This window comes from Mycobacterium sp. 1164966.3, from assembly GCF_001665395.1.
In the GTDB taxonomy this organism is placed as follows: Bacteria; Actinomycetota; Actinomycetes; order Mycobacteriales; family Mycobacteriaceae; genus Mycobacterium.
Window position 1 is genome coordinate 1 of record NZ_LZSG01000034.1, and the last position, 16,453, is coordinate 16,453.

The window sequence follows — 16,453 nt, forward strand, 5'->3', positions numbered from 1 at the left end:
CGGCTGGTGTTCGAGTTGGATAAGCGCGGGGTGAGACCGTTGCCGTCGGAGTCTGCGGCGTATCGGGCGTTGCTGCGCGCCGCCATGATCGATCCGGGGGAGCGTGATCGGCGTTCGCGTAAGTGGAAACGCTGGGAACGCGGGGCGCCGATGGAGCTGTGGCAATTGGACGTCGTGGGCGGCTTTCCGCTTGCTGATGGTGGCTGCGCTAAAGCCCTGACCGGAATCGATGACCATTTGCGGCTGTGTGTGGCGGCCAAGGTGATGGCCGCTGAACGGACCCGGGCGGTCTGTGATGGGTTCCGCGCGGCCTTGGCGAAATACGGGGCGCCGCAGCAGGCGCTCACCGATAACGGCAAGGTCTTCACCGGCCGGTTTCATCACCCTCCGGTGGAGGTGCTTTTCGATGCGATCTGTCGTGAGCACGGGATTGATCATCTGTTGACTCAGCCGCGCAGCCCGACGACCACGGGCAAGATCGAGCGATTCCACCGCAGCCTGCGCGCTGAATTCCTCAGTGAGCAGCGACCTTTCACTAACCTCAAGACCGCTCAGCAAGCCGTCGATGAGTGGGTGGATTACTACAACAACCAGCGGCCACATCAAGCATTGGACATGGCCACCCCCGCCGAACGGTTCGGCTGCACTGTCGCGGCGCCGCGCCCGAAGACCGCAGCGCCGGGCGTGGATCGTGGCGGTCAGGATTGGGTCAGCCGGCGAGTGACGACCAATGGCGTGGTCAGCGTGGCCTGGCAACAGGTCTGCGTCGGCGCTCACCATGCCGGCGCCCGCTGCGATGTTCACGTCGATGGTGATCTGCTGCGGTTTTTCATCGGCGATGATCTGGTCAAGACCGTCGCGCGAACCAGCCGCGGCGAGGTAAGAAACAAACGGACCTTCCGCACCCGCGAACAGGCCTAACTACTAACCCAGAGTGTCAAGGATCAACCGACACAGAAATGTCAACCATCAACCGACTCTGAACAGGGGCACGTCAGGGCATGTATTACCTCGGGGCACGGCCGGGGGCACTGCCGGGGGCACCACCGAGGGCGCTGCCGGGGGGAACATTATTGCCGTTGGCTCCGCGTCCATGGCGGAAAAGTTCGAGTCCGTCGCGCCATAACCGCAGAATCAACTTCGGCGTCGACGCGCTAATGCGCCTGTCGCCAACCGCTCAACACATCCTCGACGTGCTGGCGTACCCGTTCCCGAGCCTTGTCCCGGTCGAGACCAGACATCAGCAACTCGTCGTAGGCCGTGTCGACGTGCCGTACCGATGCCGCAACGGCGAGGTGAACGGCCTCTGGGTCCAGGGTCCGTCCGGCCGCGCTGCGCCCGACCCGTCCGCTGCCGCGCATCGCCGCGTGCCGTGCGATCGCCTCGGCCCTGGCGGGCGGACAACCGGGAAACAATTTGCTGATTGCGGCGGCGAACTCGGCCTGGAACCGCACGTCTGCCGATTCACGTCGCACCTTATCCCGCTCGCGGTGGCGTGCACGGGCCTCGGCGTCGGAAAGGCACTGTTCTTCGGCACGCTCGATCGCGTCTGCTTCGGCCAGGATCCCTGGCGCTCGTAGCGCTTCCGCGTGCGACTCCACTGCACCGCCACCGCCGACAGCTTGCTGTTTGCCTTCGATCGCCTGGTCAGTGCCGCGTCTCCGGACGGCAAGAAAACGAGGTGACCGAGGTCGGCGCAGTCCATACACAGCGGGCCGCGGTCTTCCATTTTCAGGAAGTTGCCGGTGCCCGCGCAGGACGCGCAAGTCCACTCCTTGAGCGGCATTATCACCAGGAGATCCGATGGGTGACTGGCCAGCTTCGTCACCTTATCTGGCATTCAGACTGTCCTTGCACGAGTGCGTTGCACCGCTGCTGGCCGCCATCCTGCACTATCGGTATTCGTGACGTCACTGCTGTGGGACCAGCATGCCTGTCTGCCGCTAAAGCCCGATAGCGACGTCGAGCCCCTGACCCGCTACCTGCGCCGAGGTGGCGCATTCGTATCGGTCAATGCGGGGTATTCGCCGCACAGCTTCGACGACACAATGGCGCGCTGCTGCGGCACTATCGCGCCGCCATCGATGGCCACCCGGATCTGGAGTTGGCGGCTCACGCCGACGACGTCGCAACGATCACGTCCGCCGGCCGCATCGCGGTGGTGTTCGACCTGGAAGACTCCCGTCCCCTTGACGACAACCTCGACAACCTGGCCACGCTGGCCAACCTCGGCGTGCGCACCCTGCTGCCCACCTACAACCACGCCAACCGCGCAGGCAGCGGCTGCCTGGATACCGACGACGGCGGTCTCACCAGGTGGGGGCGTTCGATCGTCACCGAAATGAACAAGGTCGGTATCATCCCCGACAGTTCGCACTGCAGCGCCCGCACCGGCCTCGACATGTGCGAAACCTCAACCGGCCCAGTCGTATACAGCCACTCTTGCATGCGCGGGGTATGGGACCACCCGCGCAACATCACCGACGACCAGGCCCGGGCCTGCGCGGCTACCGGAGGTGTCGTCGGAATCACCGGCGTCGGGATCTTCCTCGGACCCAATACCCCCACGCTCGAAGCGATGACTCGGCACCTTGAATATGCCGTCGACCTGGTCGGCATCGACCACGTCGGGATTAGCTCGGACTTCTCTTTCGACTACGCCGACTTCGTCGAAGAACTCACGCGCAACCCTCAACTGTTCGACGCAGCTATACGCGGTGGGGACCAATCCAGTGGATGCCTCCGGAAACGCTGCTGACGCTAGGCGATCACCTCAACAGCCGCGGCTGGGCCGAAAGCGATATCCGCCCGGTGCTCGGCGACAACTTTCACCGCGTCGCGCGACACACCTGGAGCTGACGCGGCGCCGCTACTCGATGGCGGCGACCCGCAGCGCCCGGCTGCGCCGCGCTCGCGATCGCCGCTGGCTCGATGGCGGCGACCCGCCGCGCCCGGCTGCGCCGCGCTCGCGATCGCCGCTACAACCCGGGCAGGCACAGCGGGAAGATGCAGGGCGACGTAGGAGGCGTCTGCTCTTTCCGGAGAATGTCCGCCAGCCTGACGACCGCCACTCCCAGCATTGCTTCCACCTCCGGTTGTTGCTCGGGAGGCAGGTTGCGGGTGTCCCTGTCCACCACGGTGACCTGTTGCTGCAGCCCCGCTATTCGCTGATTTCGCTCAGCTGGGGAAAGACTGTCCCATTGGTCATCCAGTTCGGAGATCTGCCGCAGCAGCTCTTGAACCTCCGACTTGGGGTCGTTCTGCAGCTTGGGAACGGGGCTCAGCGCCGGCAGCGCGGTCAACTCGGCCTGGGCCGGACTCGTCGTGATCAGCGTGCCAGCCACCAGACAAGCCATCACTATCACCGTGAACTTCATGACGGTCCCCTTCTGCGCAACGCGGACAAGCACTTAGGCTGCCGCGCAACCCTTGTAAGTCCGTGGCGAAATCCTTGCGGAATTCTTGCGGAATCGTCAGGCCCCGGCCGATCCGTGGCACGGACCGCCGGGTAGACGCAGCCGGTGCATCGGGCCTGACCACTCATGTACCGTCAGTTACTCCTGCGGCGAGCTGAGCTGCTATAACCAGCGAGGGGCCATAACCGGGACTTTTGTACCAATACAGTGAAAGTCGTTGCGCCGCGGGCGATCAGCGTGTCGGCGGTTCACGTCCGGGCGTTTGCGTGCGGGTGCGTCGCCGTCCGCGAAGGCCGAAGCTGTTACTGATACGCGTGTGCAACACGGCCTCATGGCGGTGTCGAGCCGGTAAAGCCTTACCAACGTAGGGGTTTCACCGCCACCCGACCGCCCGTTGGTGCCCGACGGTACGCGTCGCAGCGGTCCTTCGCATTCCGCTCGATTTTTTCTGGGATGGGCCACCGGACCTGCCGTACATGTTTGTCAACGGCTACAGGTGGTAATGCACCCTGGGAGGCTGACGCGTTAGCCGGCTGATGCGTCCCTCTAGGTCCCGTCGGTTCAGCCCGAGAGCCGACGGGGCCGCCACTACTTGTTCCGCGTGATCCGATCTTCCGACGGACGACCTGATCTGTTGTACCGTTGCCGAATATGGACGGCTCGACGGGCTCTGCACCTGTGTGGATTCTCGCTGGCTACCAAAGCGACTTTGCCCGCAACCTCACCAAAGAGAATCGCGACTTCGCGGCTCTGACCGCAGAGGTGGTGGAACGCACGCTGAACTCCGCTCGAGTGGAAGCCGCGGATATCGGGGTGGTCCACATCGGCAACGCGTTCGGCGAGATGTTTGCCGGTCAGGGTCATCTAGGGGCGATGCCGGCCACGGTGTGCGCCGAGCTGTGGGACACCCCGGCCGCGCGGCACGAAGCCGCGTGCGCATCGGGCAGCATCGCGGTGCTGGCCGCGATGGCGGACTTGCGGTCGGGTGCTTATAACAGCGCGCTGGTCGTGGGCCTCGAATTGGAGAAGACGGTACCCGGCGACACCGCAGCCCAGTATCTAGGTGCCGCCGCGTGGACCGGGCACGAGGGAACTAATGCGCGCTACTTGTGGCCTTCGATGTTCGCCGAGGTCGCCGACGAGTACGACCGGCGCTACGGCGTCGACGAGACACACCTGCGGGCCATCGCGCAGCTCAACTTCGCCAACGCACGCCGCAATCCCAACGCGCAGACCCGCGGGTGGACGGTCCCCGACCCGATCACCGACGACGACGCGACCAACCCGATCACCGAAGGCCGGCTGCGCCGGTACGACTGCAGCCAAATGACCGACGGCGGAGCCGGGCTGGTTCTGGTCAACGACTCCTACCTGCGCGACCATCCCGATGTGCGCCCGATCGGCCGGATCGATGGCTGGGGGCATCGCACCGTCGGGCTGGGTCTGCGCCAGAAGCTGGACCGTAACGTCGACGATCCTTACGTGACGCCGCACGTGCGGGTGGCGGTGCTCGACGCCCTGCGCCGCGCGCAGGTGAACCTCGATGACGTCGACGGGTTCGAGGTGCATGACTGCTTCACCCCGAGCGAGTACCTGGCCATCGACCACATCGGGCTGACCGGCCCGGGCGAATCGTGGAAGGCGATCGAAAACGGCGAGATCGAGATCGGCGGCAGGCTGCCGATCAATCCCAGCGGCGGGCTGATCGGCGGCGGGCATCCGGTCGGAGCGTCGGGTGTGCGGATGCTGCTCGATGCGGCGAAACAAGTCAGCGGAACGGCCGGTGACTACCAGGTCGAGGGCGCAAGAAGGTTCGGCACCTTGAATTTCGGTGGCAGCACGGCGACCACGGTGAGTTTCGTTGTTTCAAGTGCAAGAGGCGAGTGACATGGACGTTGAGCTGGTCGGCAAGTATCTGTCGACGCTGCCCGAGGACGACGACCACCCCTATCGCACCGGTCCGTGGCGGCCCCAGTCCAACGAGTGGGACGCCGACGACCTGACCGCCGTCGAAGGAGCACTCCCCCACGACCTGGACGGCATCTACCTGCGCAACACCGAGAACCCGTTGCATCCGTCGTTTCAGACTTACCACCCGTTCGACGGCGACGGCATGCTGCACGTCGTAGGCTTCCGCGACGGAAAAGCCTTCTACCGCAACCGTTTCATCCAAACCGAAGGTTTCCTGGCGGAAAACGAGGCGGGTGAGGCGCTGTGGCCCGGACTGGCCGAGCCGGTCCAACTTGCGAAACGCGAAAAGGGTTGGGGCGCACGCACGCTGATGAAAGACGCGTCGAGCACCGACGTCATCGTGCATCGCGGTATCGCCCTGACCAGTTTCTACCAGTGTGGCGACCTGTACCGGATCGACCCGTACTCGGCCGCCACGCTGGGCAAGGAGAGCTGGAACGGCAGCTTCCCGGCCGACTGGGGCGTCTCGGCGCATCCGAAGGTGGACAACAAGACCGGCGAACTGTTGTTCTTCAACTACAGCAAGCAGCCCCCGTACATGCGCTACGGCGTGGTGGACGCGAACGGCGAACTGGTGAACTACGTCGACGTGCCACTGCCCGGGCCACGACTTCCGCACGATATGGCGTTCACCGAAAACTACGCGATTCTCAATGATTTCCCGCTGTTCTGGGATCCGAGACTGCTCGAGCACGATGTGCACCTGCCCCGCTTCTATCCCGACATTCCGTCGCGCTTCGCGGTGTTGCCACGTCACGGTGGAACGGACGACATCCGATGGTTCGAGGCGGACCCGACGTTCGTGCTGCACTTCGTCAACGCCTATGAGGACGGCGACGAGATCGTCCTCGATGGCTTCTTCGAGGGCGATCCTCAACCGCTTGACACTGGTGGATCCAAGTGGGACAAGGTCTTTCGCTTCCTGGCACTGGACCGCTTGCAGACCCGATTGCACCGATGGCGGCTCAACCTGGTAACCGGCGCGGTGAAGGAGGAGCAACTGTCGGAGTCCATCACCGAATTCGGGACCATGAACCCCGACTACGCGACCCTCAATTACCGCTACGCTTACGCCGCGACCGGTAAGCCGGGTTGGTTTCTCTTCGACGGGTTGATGAAACATGACCTGGTCACGGGAAACCAGGAGCGCTTCCGGTTTGGCGACGGCGTATACGGCAGTGAGACGCAAATGGCCCCGCGGCGGGGAGGCCGCGGGGAGGACGACGGCTACCTGATCACCCTAACCACCGACATGGACGCAGACGCGTCGTACTGCCTGGTCTTCGATGCCGACCGGGTCGGTGACGGGCCGGTGTGCAAACTTCAACTGCCGGAACGTATTTCCAGCGGGACACACTCGGCGTGGGTCGCCGGGTCGGAGTTGCGCCGGTGGAGTACGGCGGAGTCGGCGGCTGGGGCGGTCGGGCTATGAATACCCACCCGCCCCGTCGGAGAACGCACTGGCCCAGGGAGCTGGCGTCGATCGGGGGCATTCGCTTTGCTCGCCGCTCGCAGAACTTCGGCGAAACCGTTCGGTTCTACCGCGACTTGGTGGGGCTACCCCTCTTCGAGACTTTTGAGGCCAGCTACGGCAGCAACGGCGCAATCTTCGGCCTGCCCAGCTTCAACCTGACGATGGAGATCGTGGAGGCGGCCGACGCGGTCGCGGTCGACCACCATGAGCAGCTGTGCCTGTACTTCCCTGATCGAGAGGCGCAACAGGCGGCGATAGCCCGCCTGCAGCGGGCGGGCGCGGAGCCGGTGGAGCAGCATCCGTACTGGGAAGCGACTGGAGCAGTGACCTATCGGGATCCCGATGGCCGCGAGGTTGTGTTCGCGCCCTTCGTATTCGGAGTCAACGAGCCTGATAGCAGTGCCGTCTCAGGTAAGCACGAGTTTCCGTCAGGCTGAGCGTCCTACCGTGTAATGCGACGGGAAGCCACTCCCGCGATCACCGACCACACCGAACACCCCACCGCGAAGACGGCGCCGGCCCCACCGATATACAGCCCGTATTGGGCCGAGACGGTCGGGCTGATGTTGAGTTTGTAGTACCACACTATGAGTGCGGCGATGAGCAGCGAAATGACCAGTGCCGCAACAGAAGCGATAATCATAGACAGACCGCGGCCGACCATCGCGCCGGCCACCAGCAACGTCGACGCCAGCAACACGATGAGCTGGCCCGCACCGAACCCCGGCGGCAGAACTATCCGATGGGCCCCCCCGATGGCGTTGGCCCACCCCCCGCCGTTCTCCGAGGTCGTCAGCCAGGGCAGCCAGGCGCTCACCGAAACAACCAAGGCGAAGAACGCCACCAGCCACCCGGGGTGCAGGCGGCGAGTCATGATTGCGAGATTAGCTCATCGCGTCGGCCCACTGCATATGTCCTTCAAAACCAAGCGAATTCGCCATCGCGCGGTAGCGGTCACGGAAGTCGCGGTAGGCGATTTGGTCACCGCGCGTCTGGGCTTCCAGGGCCCGCATTCGCAGCAGCCAGATGTCGTTTGAGACGAAACCGGTTTCGGTCGGCACCGCGGCCAGCCGCTCGATGGCCGCTTGCGCTTCCTGAAGGTCGCCGGGCGCGGCTCTGCGCAGCAGCACTTCTACCAGAGCAGCGACGGCTGCCGCGCGAAGGTTCATTTCGCCGGACGCGTATTCCATCTCGACTGCCGCGCGAGCGAGCTCGATTGCGCCACCGAGATCCCCGACTCGTACCTTCTCTCGGGCGAAGTAGATGTCGACGAACGCCGTCAGAATCAGCGTAGAGCGCTCCTGCACCGCGGCATTGCGGGCCTTCGCAAGCAACGTAATCCCGTCGTCGCGCGCTGGACCACCTTGCACCAGGAGCGTCAAGCCGCGAACGTATTGAGCGCAACTAAGTGCGAAATCGTGGCCGGATCGTTCGGCGATCTCGAGCACTTCAGCTGTCTCATGCGCGGCCGCAGCGTCCGGCACCCACGCCCCATTCACCACCATGGTGTATTTGAAGACCAGCAGCACCGCACGCATCGGCACATCGAACGCGCGCACCATCGCCGCTGACCGCTCCACGTCATCTCGCCATCGCGGGTCGCCCAGAGCGCCGCGCGCGCAACCGCGCAACATGATTGCACCAGCTAGTGGGGACGCGATTATGAGGTTGCCCATGGTGGCGTCGCCGTCGGCCAGGTCGATCGCCCGTTGCGACAAGCGGATGGACTCGGCCACCTCGGCGCCCTGGAGTTTGGCGGTGTATGCCGCATAGGAAAGCCCAGCTGTCAACAGCGGGTCTCCGATTGACTCGAGCAGGTCGACTAGTTCGGAGGCCGAGCGTGACGCTTCCTGAAATCGGGCGTGCACGGTCAGCGTCGATATCCACCCAGTCATCCCCATGGCCAGCGACACCTTGTCGCCGGCCGCGGCGGCGAGATCGCGTAGCTCGTCGAAGCCGGCGTCGGCGAGGCTGCCGCCGGCCATCCAGGCGGTGCCGCACAGCAACGTGCGCGGGGCGATGCGCATTGCGGTGCGTTGCGGGTCCGTATCGGGCAACCGGTCGGCGACGTCTCGTGCGCGCTGCCAGCTGGCCCGCGCCGCGGCGAGGTCGCGGTGGGTCAGCCAGTTGCCCGCGCGCATGTGCCAGGCGAAGGCGGCATGCAGATCGCCGGCCGCTTTGAAGTGCTCGGCGATCAGGGCGGCGTTTTCGTCGGGCGGTTCGCGTTGTTCGATCGCGGCAGCGAGGCGCCGGTGCAGCTCGGCGCGGTCCGATTTCAGCTGCGATTCATAGGCCACGGCGCGAATTAGCGGATGCCGGAACGCATATTGGATCCGCGGGGTGAACCCGACCTGATCGACCAGCTCAGCCTTGACCAGCTCGTCGAGCTTAGGCTCGGTTCCCAACGCGGTGACCAACTCGGGGCTGAACCGTGATCCGATGACAGCCGCGGTGCTCAGCGTGCGTTTGGCTGCGGCACTGAGCCGGTCGACGCGTGCGGCGATGGCCGCCTGCAGGGTTGCCGGCACACTGACGTCGGCAACCGCATCCTCGAGCACATACGAACCTTGTGCGCCGCGGATCGCCCCGCGTTCGGACAGGTCGCGCACGATCTCTTCGGCGAAAAATGGGTTGCCGGAAGCGCGTTCGGCGATGACTTCCGTCAATGGGCGCACAGAGGAATCCATACCGAGCAGCTCACCGATCAGTGCTGTGGTCTGTATCGCGTTGAGCGGCCGCAATGCGATGGTTTGCGCACCCGGCATCGTGGTCAGCACGCCGCGGTACTCGGGACGATATGTGATCAGCACCATCGAAGGGGTTTGCGGAATCACCGCCAAGAAATCGGCCAGCAGCGACTCACTCACCTCGTCAATCCAATGCGCGTCCTCAATCACAAACACTGCCGGCTCAGTGCGCGCCAACGACGCGGCATTGATCAGCGCAGTCAGCCGCCGCCGCCGGGCATCGGCTTCGATGTCGGGCAGTTCGACGTCGGGATCGGCGATGCCGAGCAGGTCATCCAGCAGCAGTAGATCTTCCGGATCGGCGCCGTCGATGCGGGAGCGGATCAGTGTCCGGCCGTCTGCGTCGTCGAGGCAGTCGACACCCAGCGCGGCCCGCAACAATCCGGTCACCGCGTGAAAGGGAATGTCGCTGGTGTGGGATTCGCAGAAGGTGGTGAACACCTTGACACCGCGTGATGCTGCCAGCGTTGCGGCTTCACGCGCGATACGGCTCTTGCCGATGCCCGGTGGCCCCAAGACGCCAATCACGCACCCGGCCCCTGCTATGGCCTCGTCGAGAATTGCGGCGACGGTGCTCAGCTCCCAAGTGCGCCCGACCAATGGCAGGTCGCTGCGCCGATGGTGGTCGCTGGTCGTCGCAACTAAGCGGCGTGCGATAACCTCAGCGCTTGCGCCTTTGATATGTACCAATTCAGGATCGGCCAGTATGGCGGTGTCCTCCACGAGCCGGGCGGTGCACTCGCTGAGCATCACTCCACCGGGCGGCGCCACCGACTCCATGCGCTGCGCCATGCCCACTTGCTCGCCGATCGCGGTGTAACCCAAAGCGGCAGCGCCGATTTCGCCGGCGATCACCTGGCCCGAGTTCAGACCCACCCGCAGCTGCAGGCTCACCCCGTCGCGGACGGCGACCACACCCGCTATGCGTTGCGCTTCTTCTTGTATCCACAGCGCCGCAAGGCACGCACGAAAGGCATGGTCCTCCAACGCAACTGGCGCGCCGAAGACCGCCATGATGCCGTCGCCGGTGAACTTGTCCACCGTGCCGCCGAATCGCCGCACCACCGCCGACGCCGCCACGACAAGCTGCGCCATGATCTCACGCAGTCGCTCCGCGCCCACCGCGGCGGCAATGTCCATCGAATGCACGACGTCGGCGAAGAGCACGGTCACCTGCTTGTACTCCGCCGGTGCTGCGGCCGCGTTGATGGGCGACCCGCACTCGTCGCAGAACTTCGCCGTGGCACGCACTTCGGTGCCGCACTTCGCGCAGGCGATCTCTGTCGCAGTCATGCGAGCACCACCGATCCGGGCCACGTCGGCCACTGGGTCAGAATAAGGCGCTTGCCCGGCGAATACGGCGCTATCGCTGCTGCTGCGCGAACGTCACACCAGAGTGGCGTTAGCCGCCCAGCGCCACGCCAGCGTGACGCTCGCCATCGGTGTTAACTCTGCAAGGACGACAAATTGAACACCGCTCCCGTCGGATCGGCCGCCGTGGCAAGGCGTCCGTACGGAGTGTCCTCGGCCGGTCGCAGCACAGCCCCACCGTTGTCCCCGATCACCTGCAGCGTCTTGTCAACGTCTGCGGCGCCGAAGTAGATCGTCCAATTCGACGGCACACCTTCGGGTAGGAACCCCGTGCCGTCCATCACGCCGAGTAGCTGCTGATCGTCGAACGATGCTGTGGTGTAGCGGAATTCGTCAGTGTCAGACACGGACTCGGTCCGCCACCCGAAGACCGCTCGATAGAAATCGATGGCCGCTCGATAGTCACGGGTGGTCAGCTGGTGCCAGACAGGCGCTCCGGCTTCGCCGATCAGCTCGAAGCCGCGATGCTCCAGTGGCTGCCACAAGCCGAACATCGCTCCCGACGGGTCCGTCGCCACAGCCATGAGGCCCTTTGCGGGCACCTCCATCACTCCCATGCATGTCGCGCCGCCGGCAGACGTCACCGCGGAGGTGGTCGCATTGATGTCGGCGGTGTGAAAGTAGGTGCTCCAGCCGTCCGGCGCCTGAGACTCTGGGTTGTTGGCCATCATCCCTGCGACCGGATGGCCGTCCTTCGCGGCGTTGACGTATCCGCCATATTCGGGTCCGGCGGACTCGAACGTCCAACCGAACACCCTGCCGTAGAAGTCTTGGGCGCGTTCGACGTTCGACGACATTAGATCGATCCAGCAGGGGGCGCCCAGCGGCGCGCTGTTTCGGGTGGGCACGATGTTCTCCTTCTGGTGTCGGCAGGCCCCAAGCGGGGCTCACGGATATGGACCGGCGCCGGACTGAAAAGTCACCGCAATCCCGTGACCGACCGCGAGCTGGTCAGCTACCGACGCCTCGGTTGCCATTCAAGCTCGGGTCGGGCCCGGCGAACACTCTGACGAAGTTCTCCAACGATTCGCGAATGTCGCTGCGCAGCGCGGCTGCGACGATCATGCCGATTGGGCCGAACAGCGCCGGGCCACCCAGGTGCACGTTGAAGCTGACGACGGAGCCGTCGTCTTTGGGCTGCACCTTGGCGATCAGCTTGACCTTGACGCCGCCCACGCCGTCACCGTTGAGCGTCATGGCTTCCGGCGGTTTGTAGTGCACGATCGTCCATTTGATTCGGTTGGGCATGCCCTTGACCTCAACGTAGGACTCGATGACCGTGCCCTTCTCCAGCACGTCAGGCAGCTCGCCGCGCCAAAGGCGATGGATCGTCAGCCAGTCCTTGAACCGAGACAGATCCGAGGCATGCTTCCACGCCTGCTCGGGCGGCAGCGGTACGTCAATGGATCCGGAGAGTTTGGCCATGCGCTCAGTTCTGCTGGTCGCCCGACTCGTCCCCCGAGGCGGTGGCCTTCTTGGCCTCTTCCTGCACCTTGTGGATGGTGTCGGAGTACTTGCCCTTGGTCTTGTCGTCCACGAACTCGCCGGCCTTATCGATCGCCGTCCCGACCTTGTCGGCGTTCTGCGATAACAGACCTTTTGCCTTGTCCAGGAAACTCATGCTTCGTCCTTCCCCCGGGTTTGCCGCGTGCGGTCAAACCGCAACTCGCTTCGGGTGATGGTAAACCAAGCCAGCCCGGCGACCCGACGGGCTACGGGCCGACGGGCGCTGCAGTCGCATCCGTCACACCAGCCACGCGTGCCCCTGGCGGGCTCGGCCAGTCGATCTGAAAGCGATAGCGCCGGCGCTATCAGATTGCACTAGAACATGGCCCACATTTTGGGACCAAAGTGGCCTGTGTGACATAACCATTGCCAATCATCGGGTAAATGTTCCCAACTTGTTGGAGTCGAAATACTCGAGGTTCAGCGTGTTGTCGGCAAAGGTGGCCTTGGAAATCGTTCCGGCTGGGGCGTTTTCGGTTATCAGGCCGAATGTGAACGTGTCACCGTCCCAGTGTGTCAGAGGGTACGACTGGTTCTTGGGACCGAGCGAAAGCTGCAGCGCGCCATCGCGTTCTGCTACCACGGCGGGACCCCAGTAGTCGTTGGCGTAGACGCCGACGTAGTCGCCGAGCGGTCGGGCCGGAGCCGGGTTGGCCGGAGGCTGCTTGCCCAACAGCGATCCGTGCGGGTTGTTGATGGCGGCGATGCCCTGCCTGTACAGCGCAGACCAGTCCTCGCGAACCTGGCCGTACTGAACCAGGTCCATGAATTGCGCGGTCAGCGTTTCCGGCACGCCATAGGGTGCGGCGTTGGTGAGGGCGATGATGGCAACGTCCTCGGATGGCATCACCACAAAGTTTGTCGCCTCTCCCATAGTGAAGGCGCCGGAATGGCTGTAGGTGGTGCGCCCTGAGGAGTTCACCGACACGGCGAACCCGTGGCCGTAGAAACTGGCCCGCTCCTTCGGCGTGGCCGGGGGCGTCGAAACGGACTGCGGGGTAACGGCGGGGAGCAGCGCCTCGGGCGCCGCGATCCGCTGGCCGTTGTAGGTTCCGTTGGCCAGCACCATCGTCAGCCAGCGAGCCATGTCGTTGACCGATGAACTTACCCCGGCGGCGGGCGACTGCGGATCGGGATCCCGCTGGAAGCGCGGCTCCCATTTGTCGCCGACCTTGACATGGTTGACGGCATGGTTGGGCCGGGCGATGAAGTCGGCGAACCGCGAGCTTGTGGACGCCATTCCCAGCGGCCGGTAGAGCACCTCGTCGGACAGGTCCTCCCACGGTTTGCCCGCCGCAGCCGCGACCGCTTCAGCGGCCGCCGTAAGCCCGAAGTTGGTGTAGGCGTAGCTGTTTCGGAAGGGGGCCAGCGGCAGATAACGTAGCCGCTCAAGCGATTGGCGGCGGTCGTAATCCATGTCCTCTAAGGGGTCAGCGGCGTGGTCGGGCAGTCCGGAACGATGCGAGTACAGGTCGGCGACCGTCACATGGTCGGTGACGTAGGGATCGCTGAGCGCGAACCACGGCAGCTTGGATACCACCGGCATGTCCCAGCTGGCCACCTTGTCGGTTACCTCATGCGCCACCACCGTCGCACCGACAGATTTCGATATCGATGCCAATTGAAAGACGGTGTCGGCGTTCACCTTATTGTCCTGGCCGCTGCCATTCCTGACGTCTTTGACACCAAACCCTTTGGCATACACCGTCTTTCCACCATGCACGATGGCCACAGCCATGCCCGGGATGCCCGAACTCTTCATCAGCTCCGCGACCAGGCCGTCGACCTTGGCGATCGCGTCGTCGACGCGGCCGGCCGGGACGTCCAGGCCCGACACCTCGTTGGGCGGTCCGGTGAGGTAGGGCCGGTTGGCCACCCGGGAGGTGCATCCCGTCAGCGCCAACACCGCTATGACAGCGGCCGTCGCCGCGCGTTTTACCATGGCCGCACTTTAGCGAGCAGACGCAAAATCCCCCGCGCACACGGCGTGTCGGGTGAGTTTGCGTTCCCCCGCAAGCGGGTGGTGCCCCCAGCTCGCGCTAGAAACGCCACCACGGGTTGAAGCGCAGCGGTCCGGCCGGATCGATCCGTTGACCGGGCGTCGGCACCGCCACCTGCACGTCAGCAGGCTCCGCGGCCTTCAGCAACCGCTCGACCGGCTCCGCCCATGGATGCGGGGCCAGCCGGAAAGTGCCCCAATGAATCGGAACCAGCAGCCCCGCACCCGAGTCGGTGAGATCCAGGTGCGCCCGCACTGCTTCCTCGGGGTTCATGTGGATGTCCGGCCACGCGGCGTTGTACGCCCCGATGGGCAGCAGCGCCAGATCGAATGGTCCGTGGTCGGCGCCGATGTCCGCGAAGCTCTTGGTGTAGCCAGTGTCGCCGCCGAAATATGCGCGGCGATTCGGGCCGATGAACGCCCACGACGCCCACAATGTGTTGTTGCGGTTGAGGGTTCGCCCCGAGAAGTGCCGCGCCGGCACGCAAATCACGGTGAGCTCGTCGACGGAAGCGCTTTGATTCCAGTCCAATTCGATGATGCGATGCGCGGGAACACCCCACGCGCGCAAATGCGCGCCGACTCCGAGCGGTACGAAAAACGGCGCCCGCTGCATCCGGGCCAGCGCGACGATCGTCTCGTGATCCAGGTGGTCGTAGTGGTCGTGGCTGATCACCACCGCGTCTACTGCCGGCAGTCCTTCCAACGGCACCGGCGGCGGATGCAGGCGCCGCGGTCCGACGATGTCCGACGGCGAGCACCGGTCACTCCACATCGGATCGGTGAGCACTCGGTAACCGTCGATTTCCACCAGCGTCGTGGAATGACCGAACCAGCTGACCGCAAGCGGGCCGGCATCACCGCGATAGATCTGCGGCGATGCCAACGGAATCGGCACGGGAGGCCTGCTGGCGCTGCGCGGACCCAACATCGCCCAAGCGATTTGGCGCATTTGCTCGCGGTCCATCACGAACATGGTGGCGGGGTCGAGGTTTTCGAAGACGCCGTCCCGGTAGTTCGGCGATTGCTCGCACACCGCGCGGATCGACGCGGGGTCGGCGCCCGTTTCGGTCTGCACACCGTGCACCGCCCGCAACATCCAGCCGCCGGTGGCCAGGGAGACCGTGCCGGCTACCTTCCGCAGCGCGGAATGCACCATGACGCCTATGCTCCTCGGAACTTCGGCGGTCGCTTCTCCACCCGCGCGATCTGTGCCTCGATGACATCCTGGCTGGCCCAGGCCTTGTCGAAGAGCTCCTTGTGCTCCGGCCACGCCTCTTCGATGGAGCCGTCGTCGTTGAGCACGCGTTTGGCGTGCTGCAGCGCCAGCGGCGCCAGCCCGGCGACCTCGGCGGCCCACTCCTGCGCGTCGGTCAGCGTCCCGATCCGGTTGGCCATCCCGGTGAGCTGCGCAGTGTCTGCGGTCAGCTTTTCGGCGGTCAGCAGCATTGCCCGTGCCCGCCCGTGCCCGACCAGCGAAGACAGCCGCCGGATGCTCCAATTGTCCAGGGCCAAGCCGTATTTCGACGTCGGGAACTGAAAGAACGCCTCCGGCGCCACGACCCGCAGATCGCACTGCATGGCAAGCTGCAGGCCCGCGCCGATGGCTGGGCCGTTGATGAAGCCGATGATCGGCAGCGGGGTGGCGTCCATGACCTTGTGCAATTCGATGAGCCGGTCGGGATAGTCGGCCGCGAACGCATCACCGCTGAGGTCCGCGCCTGCGCAGAACACCGTGCCCTGGCCGGTGAGCACGATGACCCGGGTGCTGCCGTCGCCGGCCTTCAGCACGGCCTCCCGCAGCTCCTCGACTAGCTGGGAGTTCAGGGCATTGCGGCGTTCGGGGCGCTGCAGCTCAATCGTCATAACCGCTTCGGCCTGGGTGACACCGATCATGGGGGCCAGCCTATATAAGGCGAACCGGTCGACTCGGACGAGTGTTAGGCGTCGCCGCGTATTCCACGCCGTT

13 protein-coding genes and 2 pseudogenes are annotated in these 16,453 nt (G+C 64.8%); 5 read left to right on the forward strand and 10 right to left on the reverse strand.

The annotated features are described in order from the left end of the window. The coding region (locus tag A9W99_RS10980) for an IS481 family transposase (protein WP_067376889.1) at window positions 1-921 on the forward strand (921 nt) is incomplete at its 5' end. A 233-nt stretch (window positions 922-1,154) separates the two neighbouring features. Here A9W99_RS10980 and A9W99_RS10985 read toward each other — a convergent pair. After that, a pseudogene (locus A9W99_RS10985) lies at window positions 1,155-1,807 on the reverse strand (DUF2293 domain-containing protein); the annotation flags it as partial. A 97-nt stretch (window positions 1,808-1,904) separates the two neighbouring features. Between A9W99_RS10985 and A9W99_RS10990 the strand changes: the two are divergent. Further along, window positions 1,905-2,859 (forward strand): annotated as a pseudogene (locus A9W99_RS10990) (dipeptidase). Window positions 2,860-2,978: 119 nt separating this feature from the next. On the opposite strand, the gene A9W99_RS26540 reads toward A9W99_RS10990, so the two are convergent. Continuing rightward, window positions 2,979-3,377: a hypothetical protein gene (locus tag A9W99_RS26540; protein WP_156623057.1), complete on the reverse strand. Its 399-nt coding sequence runs from the start codon at window positions 3,375-3,377 to the stop codon at window positions 2,979-2,981. A gap of 690 nt (window positions 3,378-4,067) precedes the next feature. Here A9W99_RS26540 and A9W99_RS11000 point away from each other — a divergent pair. Genes A9W99_RS11000 through A9W99_RS11010 form a run of 3 tightly spaced genes read left to right on the forward strand, consistent with a single transcriptional unit; the run spans window position 4,068 to window position 7,298 of the window. Further along, entirely contained in the window at window positions 4,068-5,303 is a 1,236-nt protein-coding gene (locus tag A9W99_RS11000; protein WP_067376895.1) for an acetyl-CoA acetyltransferase, read from the forward strand. Window position 5,304: 1 nt separating this feature from the next. Then, a complete protein-coding gene (locus tag A9W99_RS11005; protein ID WP_067376898.1) occupies window positions 5,305-6,819 on the forward strand; it encodes a carotenoid oxygenase family protein in 1,515 nt (504 codons plus the stop codon). Beyond that, window positions 6,816-7,298 carry a VOC family protein gene (locus tag A9W99_RS11010; RefSeq protein ID WP_067377440.1) on the forward strand — a complete coding sequence of 161 codons (483 nt, stop codon included), beginning with the start codon at window positions 6,816-6,818 and terminating at the stop codon, window positions 7,296-7,298. Before A9W99_RS11005 ends, A9W99_RS11010 begins: the two co-directional genes overlap by 4 nt. A gap of 5 nt (window positions 7,299-7,303) precedes the next feature. Here the strand turns inward: A9W99_RS11010 and A9W99_RS11015 are convergent, their stop codons facing one another. From A9W99_RS11015 to A9W99_RS11050, 8 genes are all read right to left on the reverse strand, one after another. Then, window positions 7,304-7,735: a hypothetical protein gene (locus A9W99_RS11015; RefSeq protein ID WP_067376901.1), complete on the reverse strand. Its 432-nt coding sequence runs from the start codon at window positions 7,733-7,735 to the stop codon at window positions 7,304-7,306. Between the two features lie 10 nt (window positions 7,736-7,745). Continuing rightward, entirely contained in the window at window positions 7,746-10,901 is a 3,156-nt protein-coding gene (locus A9W99_RS11020) for an adenylate/guanylate cyclase domain-containing protein (protein WP_067377443.1), read from the reverse strand. A 152-nt stretch (window positions 10,902-11,053) separates the two neighbouring features. After that, window positions 11,054-11,827, reverse strand: coding sequence for a VOC family protein (locus A9W99_RS11025; RefSeq protein WP_067376904.1), 774 nt, complete (start codon window positions 11,825-11,827; stop codon window positions 11,054-11,056). 103 nt (window positions 11,828-11,930) lie between these two features. Continuing rightward, on the reverse strand, window positions 11,931-12,404 hold the full coding sequence (locus A9W99_RS11030) for an SRPBCC family protein (protein ID WP_067376907.1): 474 nt from the start codon (window positions 12,402-12,404) through the stop codon (window positions 11,931-11,933). A gap of 4 nt (window positions 12,405-12,408) precedes the next feature. Continuing rightward, window positions 12,409-12,600, reverse strand: a complete 192-nt coding sequence (locus A9W99_RS11035; protein ID WP_067376910.1) for an antitoxin — start codon at window positions 12,598-12,600, stop codon at window positions 12,409-12,411. A gap of 258 nt (window positions 12,601-12,858) precedes the next feature. Beyond that, window positions 12,859-14,427, reverse strand: a complete 1,569-nt coding sequence (locus tag A9W99_RS11040) for a serine hydrolase (RefSeq protein ID WP_067376913.1) — start codon at window positions 14,425-14,427, stop codon at window positions 12,859-12,861. Between the two features lie 97 nt (window positions 14,428-14,524). Beyond that, window positions 14,525-15,643 (reverse strand): MBL fold metallo-hydrolase, encoded by a 1,119-nt coding sequence (locus A9W99_RS11045; RefSeq protein WP_067376915.1) that lies wholly within the window; start codon window positions 15,641-15,643, stop codon window positions 14,525-14,527. Window positions 15,644-15,648: 5 nt separating this feature from the next. After that, window positions 15,649-16,380: an enoyl-CoA hydratase gene (locus tag A9W99_RS11050; protein WP_067376918.1), complete on the reverse strand. Its 732-nt coding sequence runs from the start codon at window positions 16,378-16,380 to the stop codon at window positions 15,649-15,651. Window positions 16,381-16,453: the final 73 nt, after the last annotated feature.

Coding starts and splice junctions, on each gene's coding strand:
- A9W99_RS11010 (WP_067377440.1), top strand. CDS start 6,816: ATGAATACCCACCCGCCCCGTCGGAGAACGCACTGGCCCAGGGAGCTG.
- A9W99_RS11005 (WP_067376898.1), top strand. CDS start 5,305: ATGGACGTTGAGCTGGTCGGCAAGTATCTGTCGACGCTGCCCGAGGAC.
- A9W99_RS26540 (WP_156623057.1), bottom strand. CDS start 3,377: ATGAAGTTCACGGTGATAGTGATGGCTTGTCTGGTGGCTGGCACGCTG.
- A9W99_RS11035 (WP_067376910.1), bottom strand. CDS start 12,600: ATGAGTTTCCTGGACAAGGCAAAAGGTCTGTTATCGCAGAACGCCGAC.
- A9W99_RS11000 (WP_067376895.1), top strand. CDS start 4,068: ATGGACGGCTCGACGGGCTCTGCACCTGTGTGGATTCTCGCTGGCTAC.
- A9W99_RS11015 (WP_067376901.1), bottom strand. CDS start 7,735: ATGACTCGCCGCCTGCACCCCGGGTGGCTGGTGGCGTTCTTCGCCTTG.
- A9W99_RS11045 (WP_067376915.1), bottom strand. CDS start 15,643: ATGGTGCATTCCGCGCTGCGGAAGGTAGCCGGCACGGTCTCCCTGGCC.
- A9W99_RS11020 (WP_067377443.1), bottom strand. CDS start 10,901: ATGACTGCGACAGAGATCGCCTGCGCGAAGTGCGGCACCGAAGTGCGT.
- A9W99_RS11030 (WP_067376907.1), bottom strand. CDS start 12,404: ATGGCCAAACTCTCCGGATCCATTGACGTACCGCTGCCGCCCGAGCAG.
- A9W99_RS11040 (WP_067376913.1), bottom strand. CDS start 14,427: ATGGTAAAACGCGCGGCGACGGCCGCTGTCATAGCGGTGTTGGCGCTG.
- A9W99_RS11050 (WP_067376918.1), bottom strand. CDS start 16,380: ATGATCGGTGTCACCCAGGCCGAAGCGGTTATGACGATTGAGCTGCAG.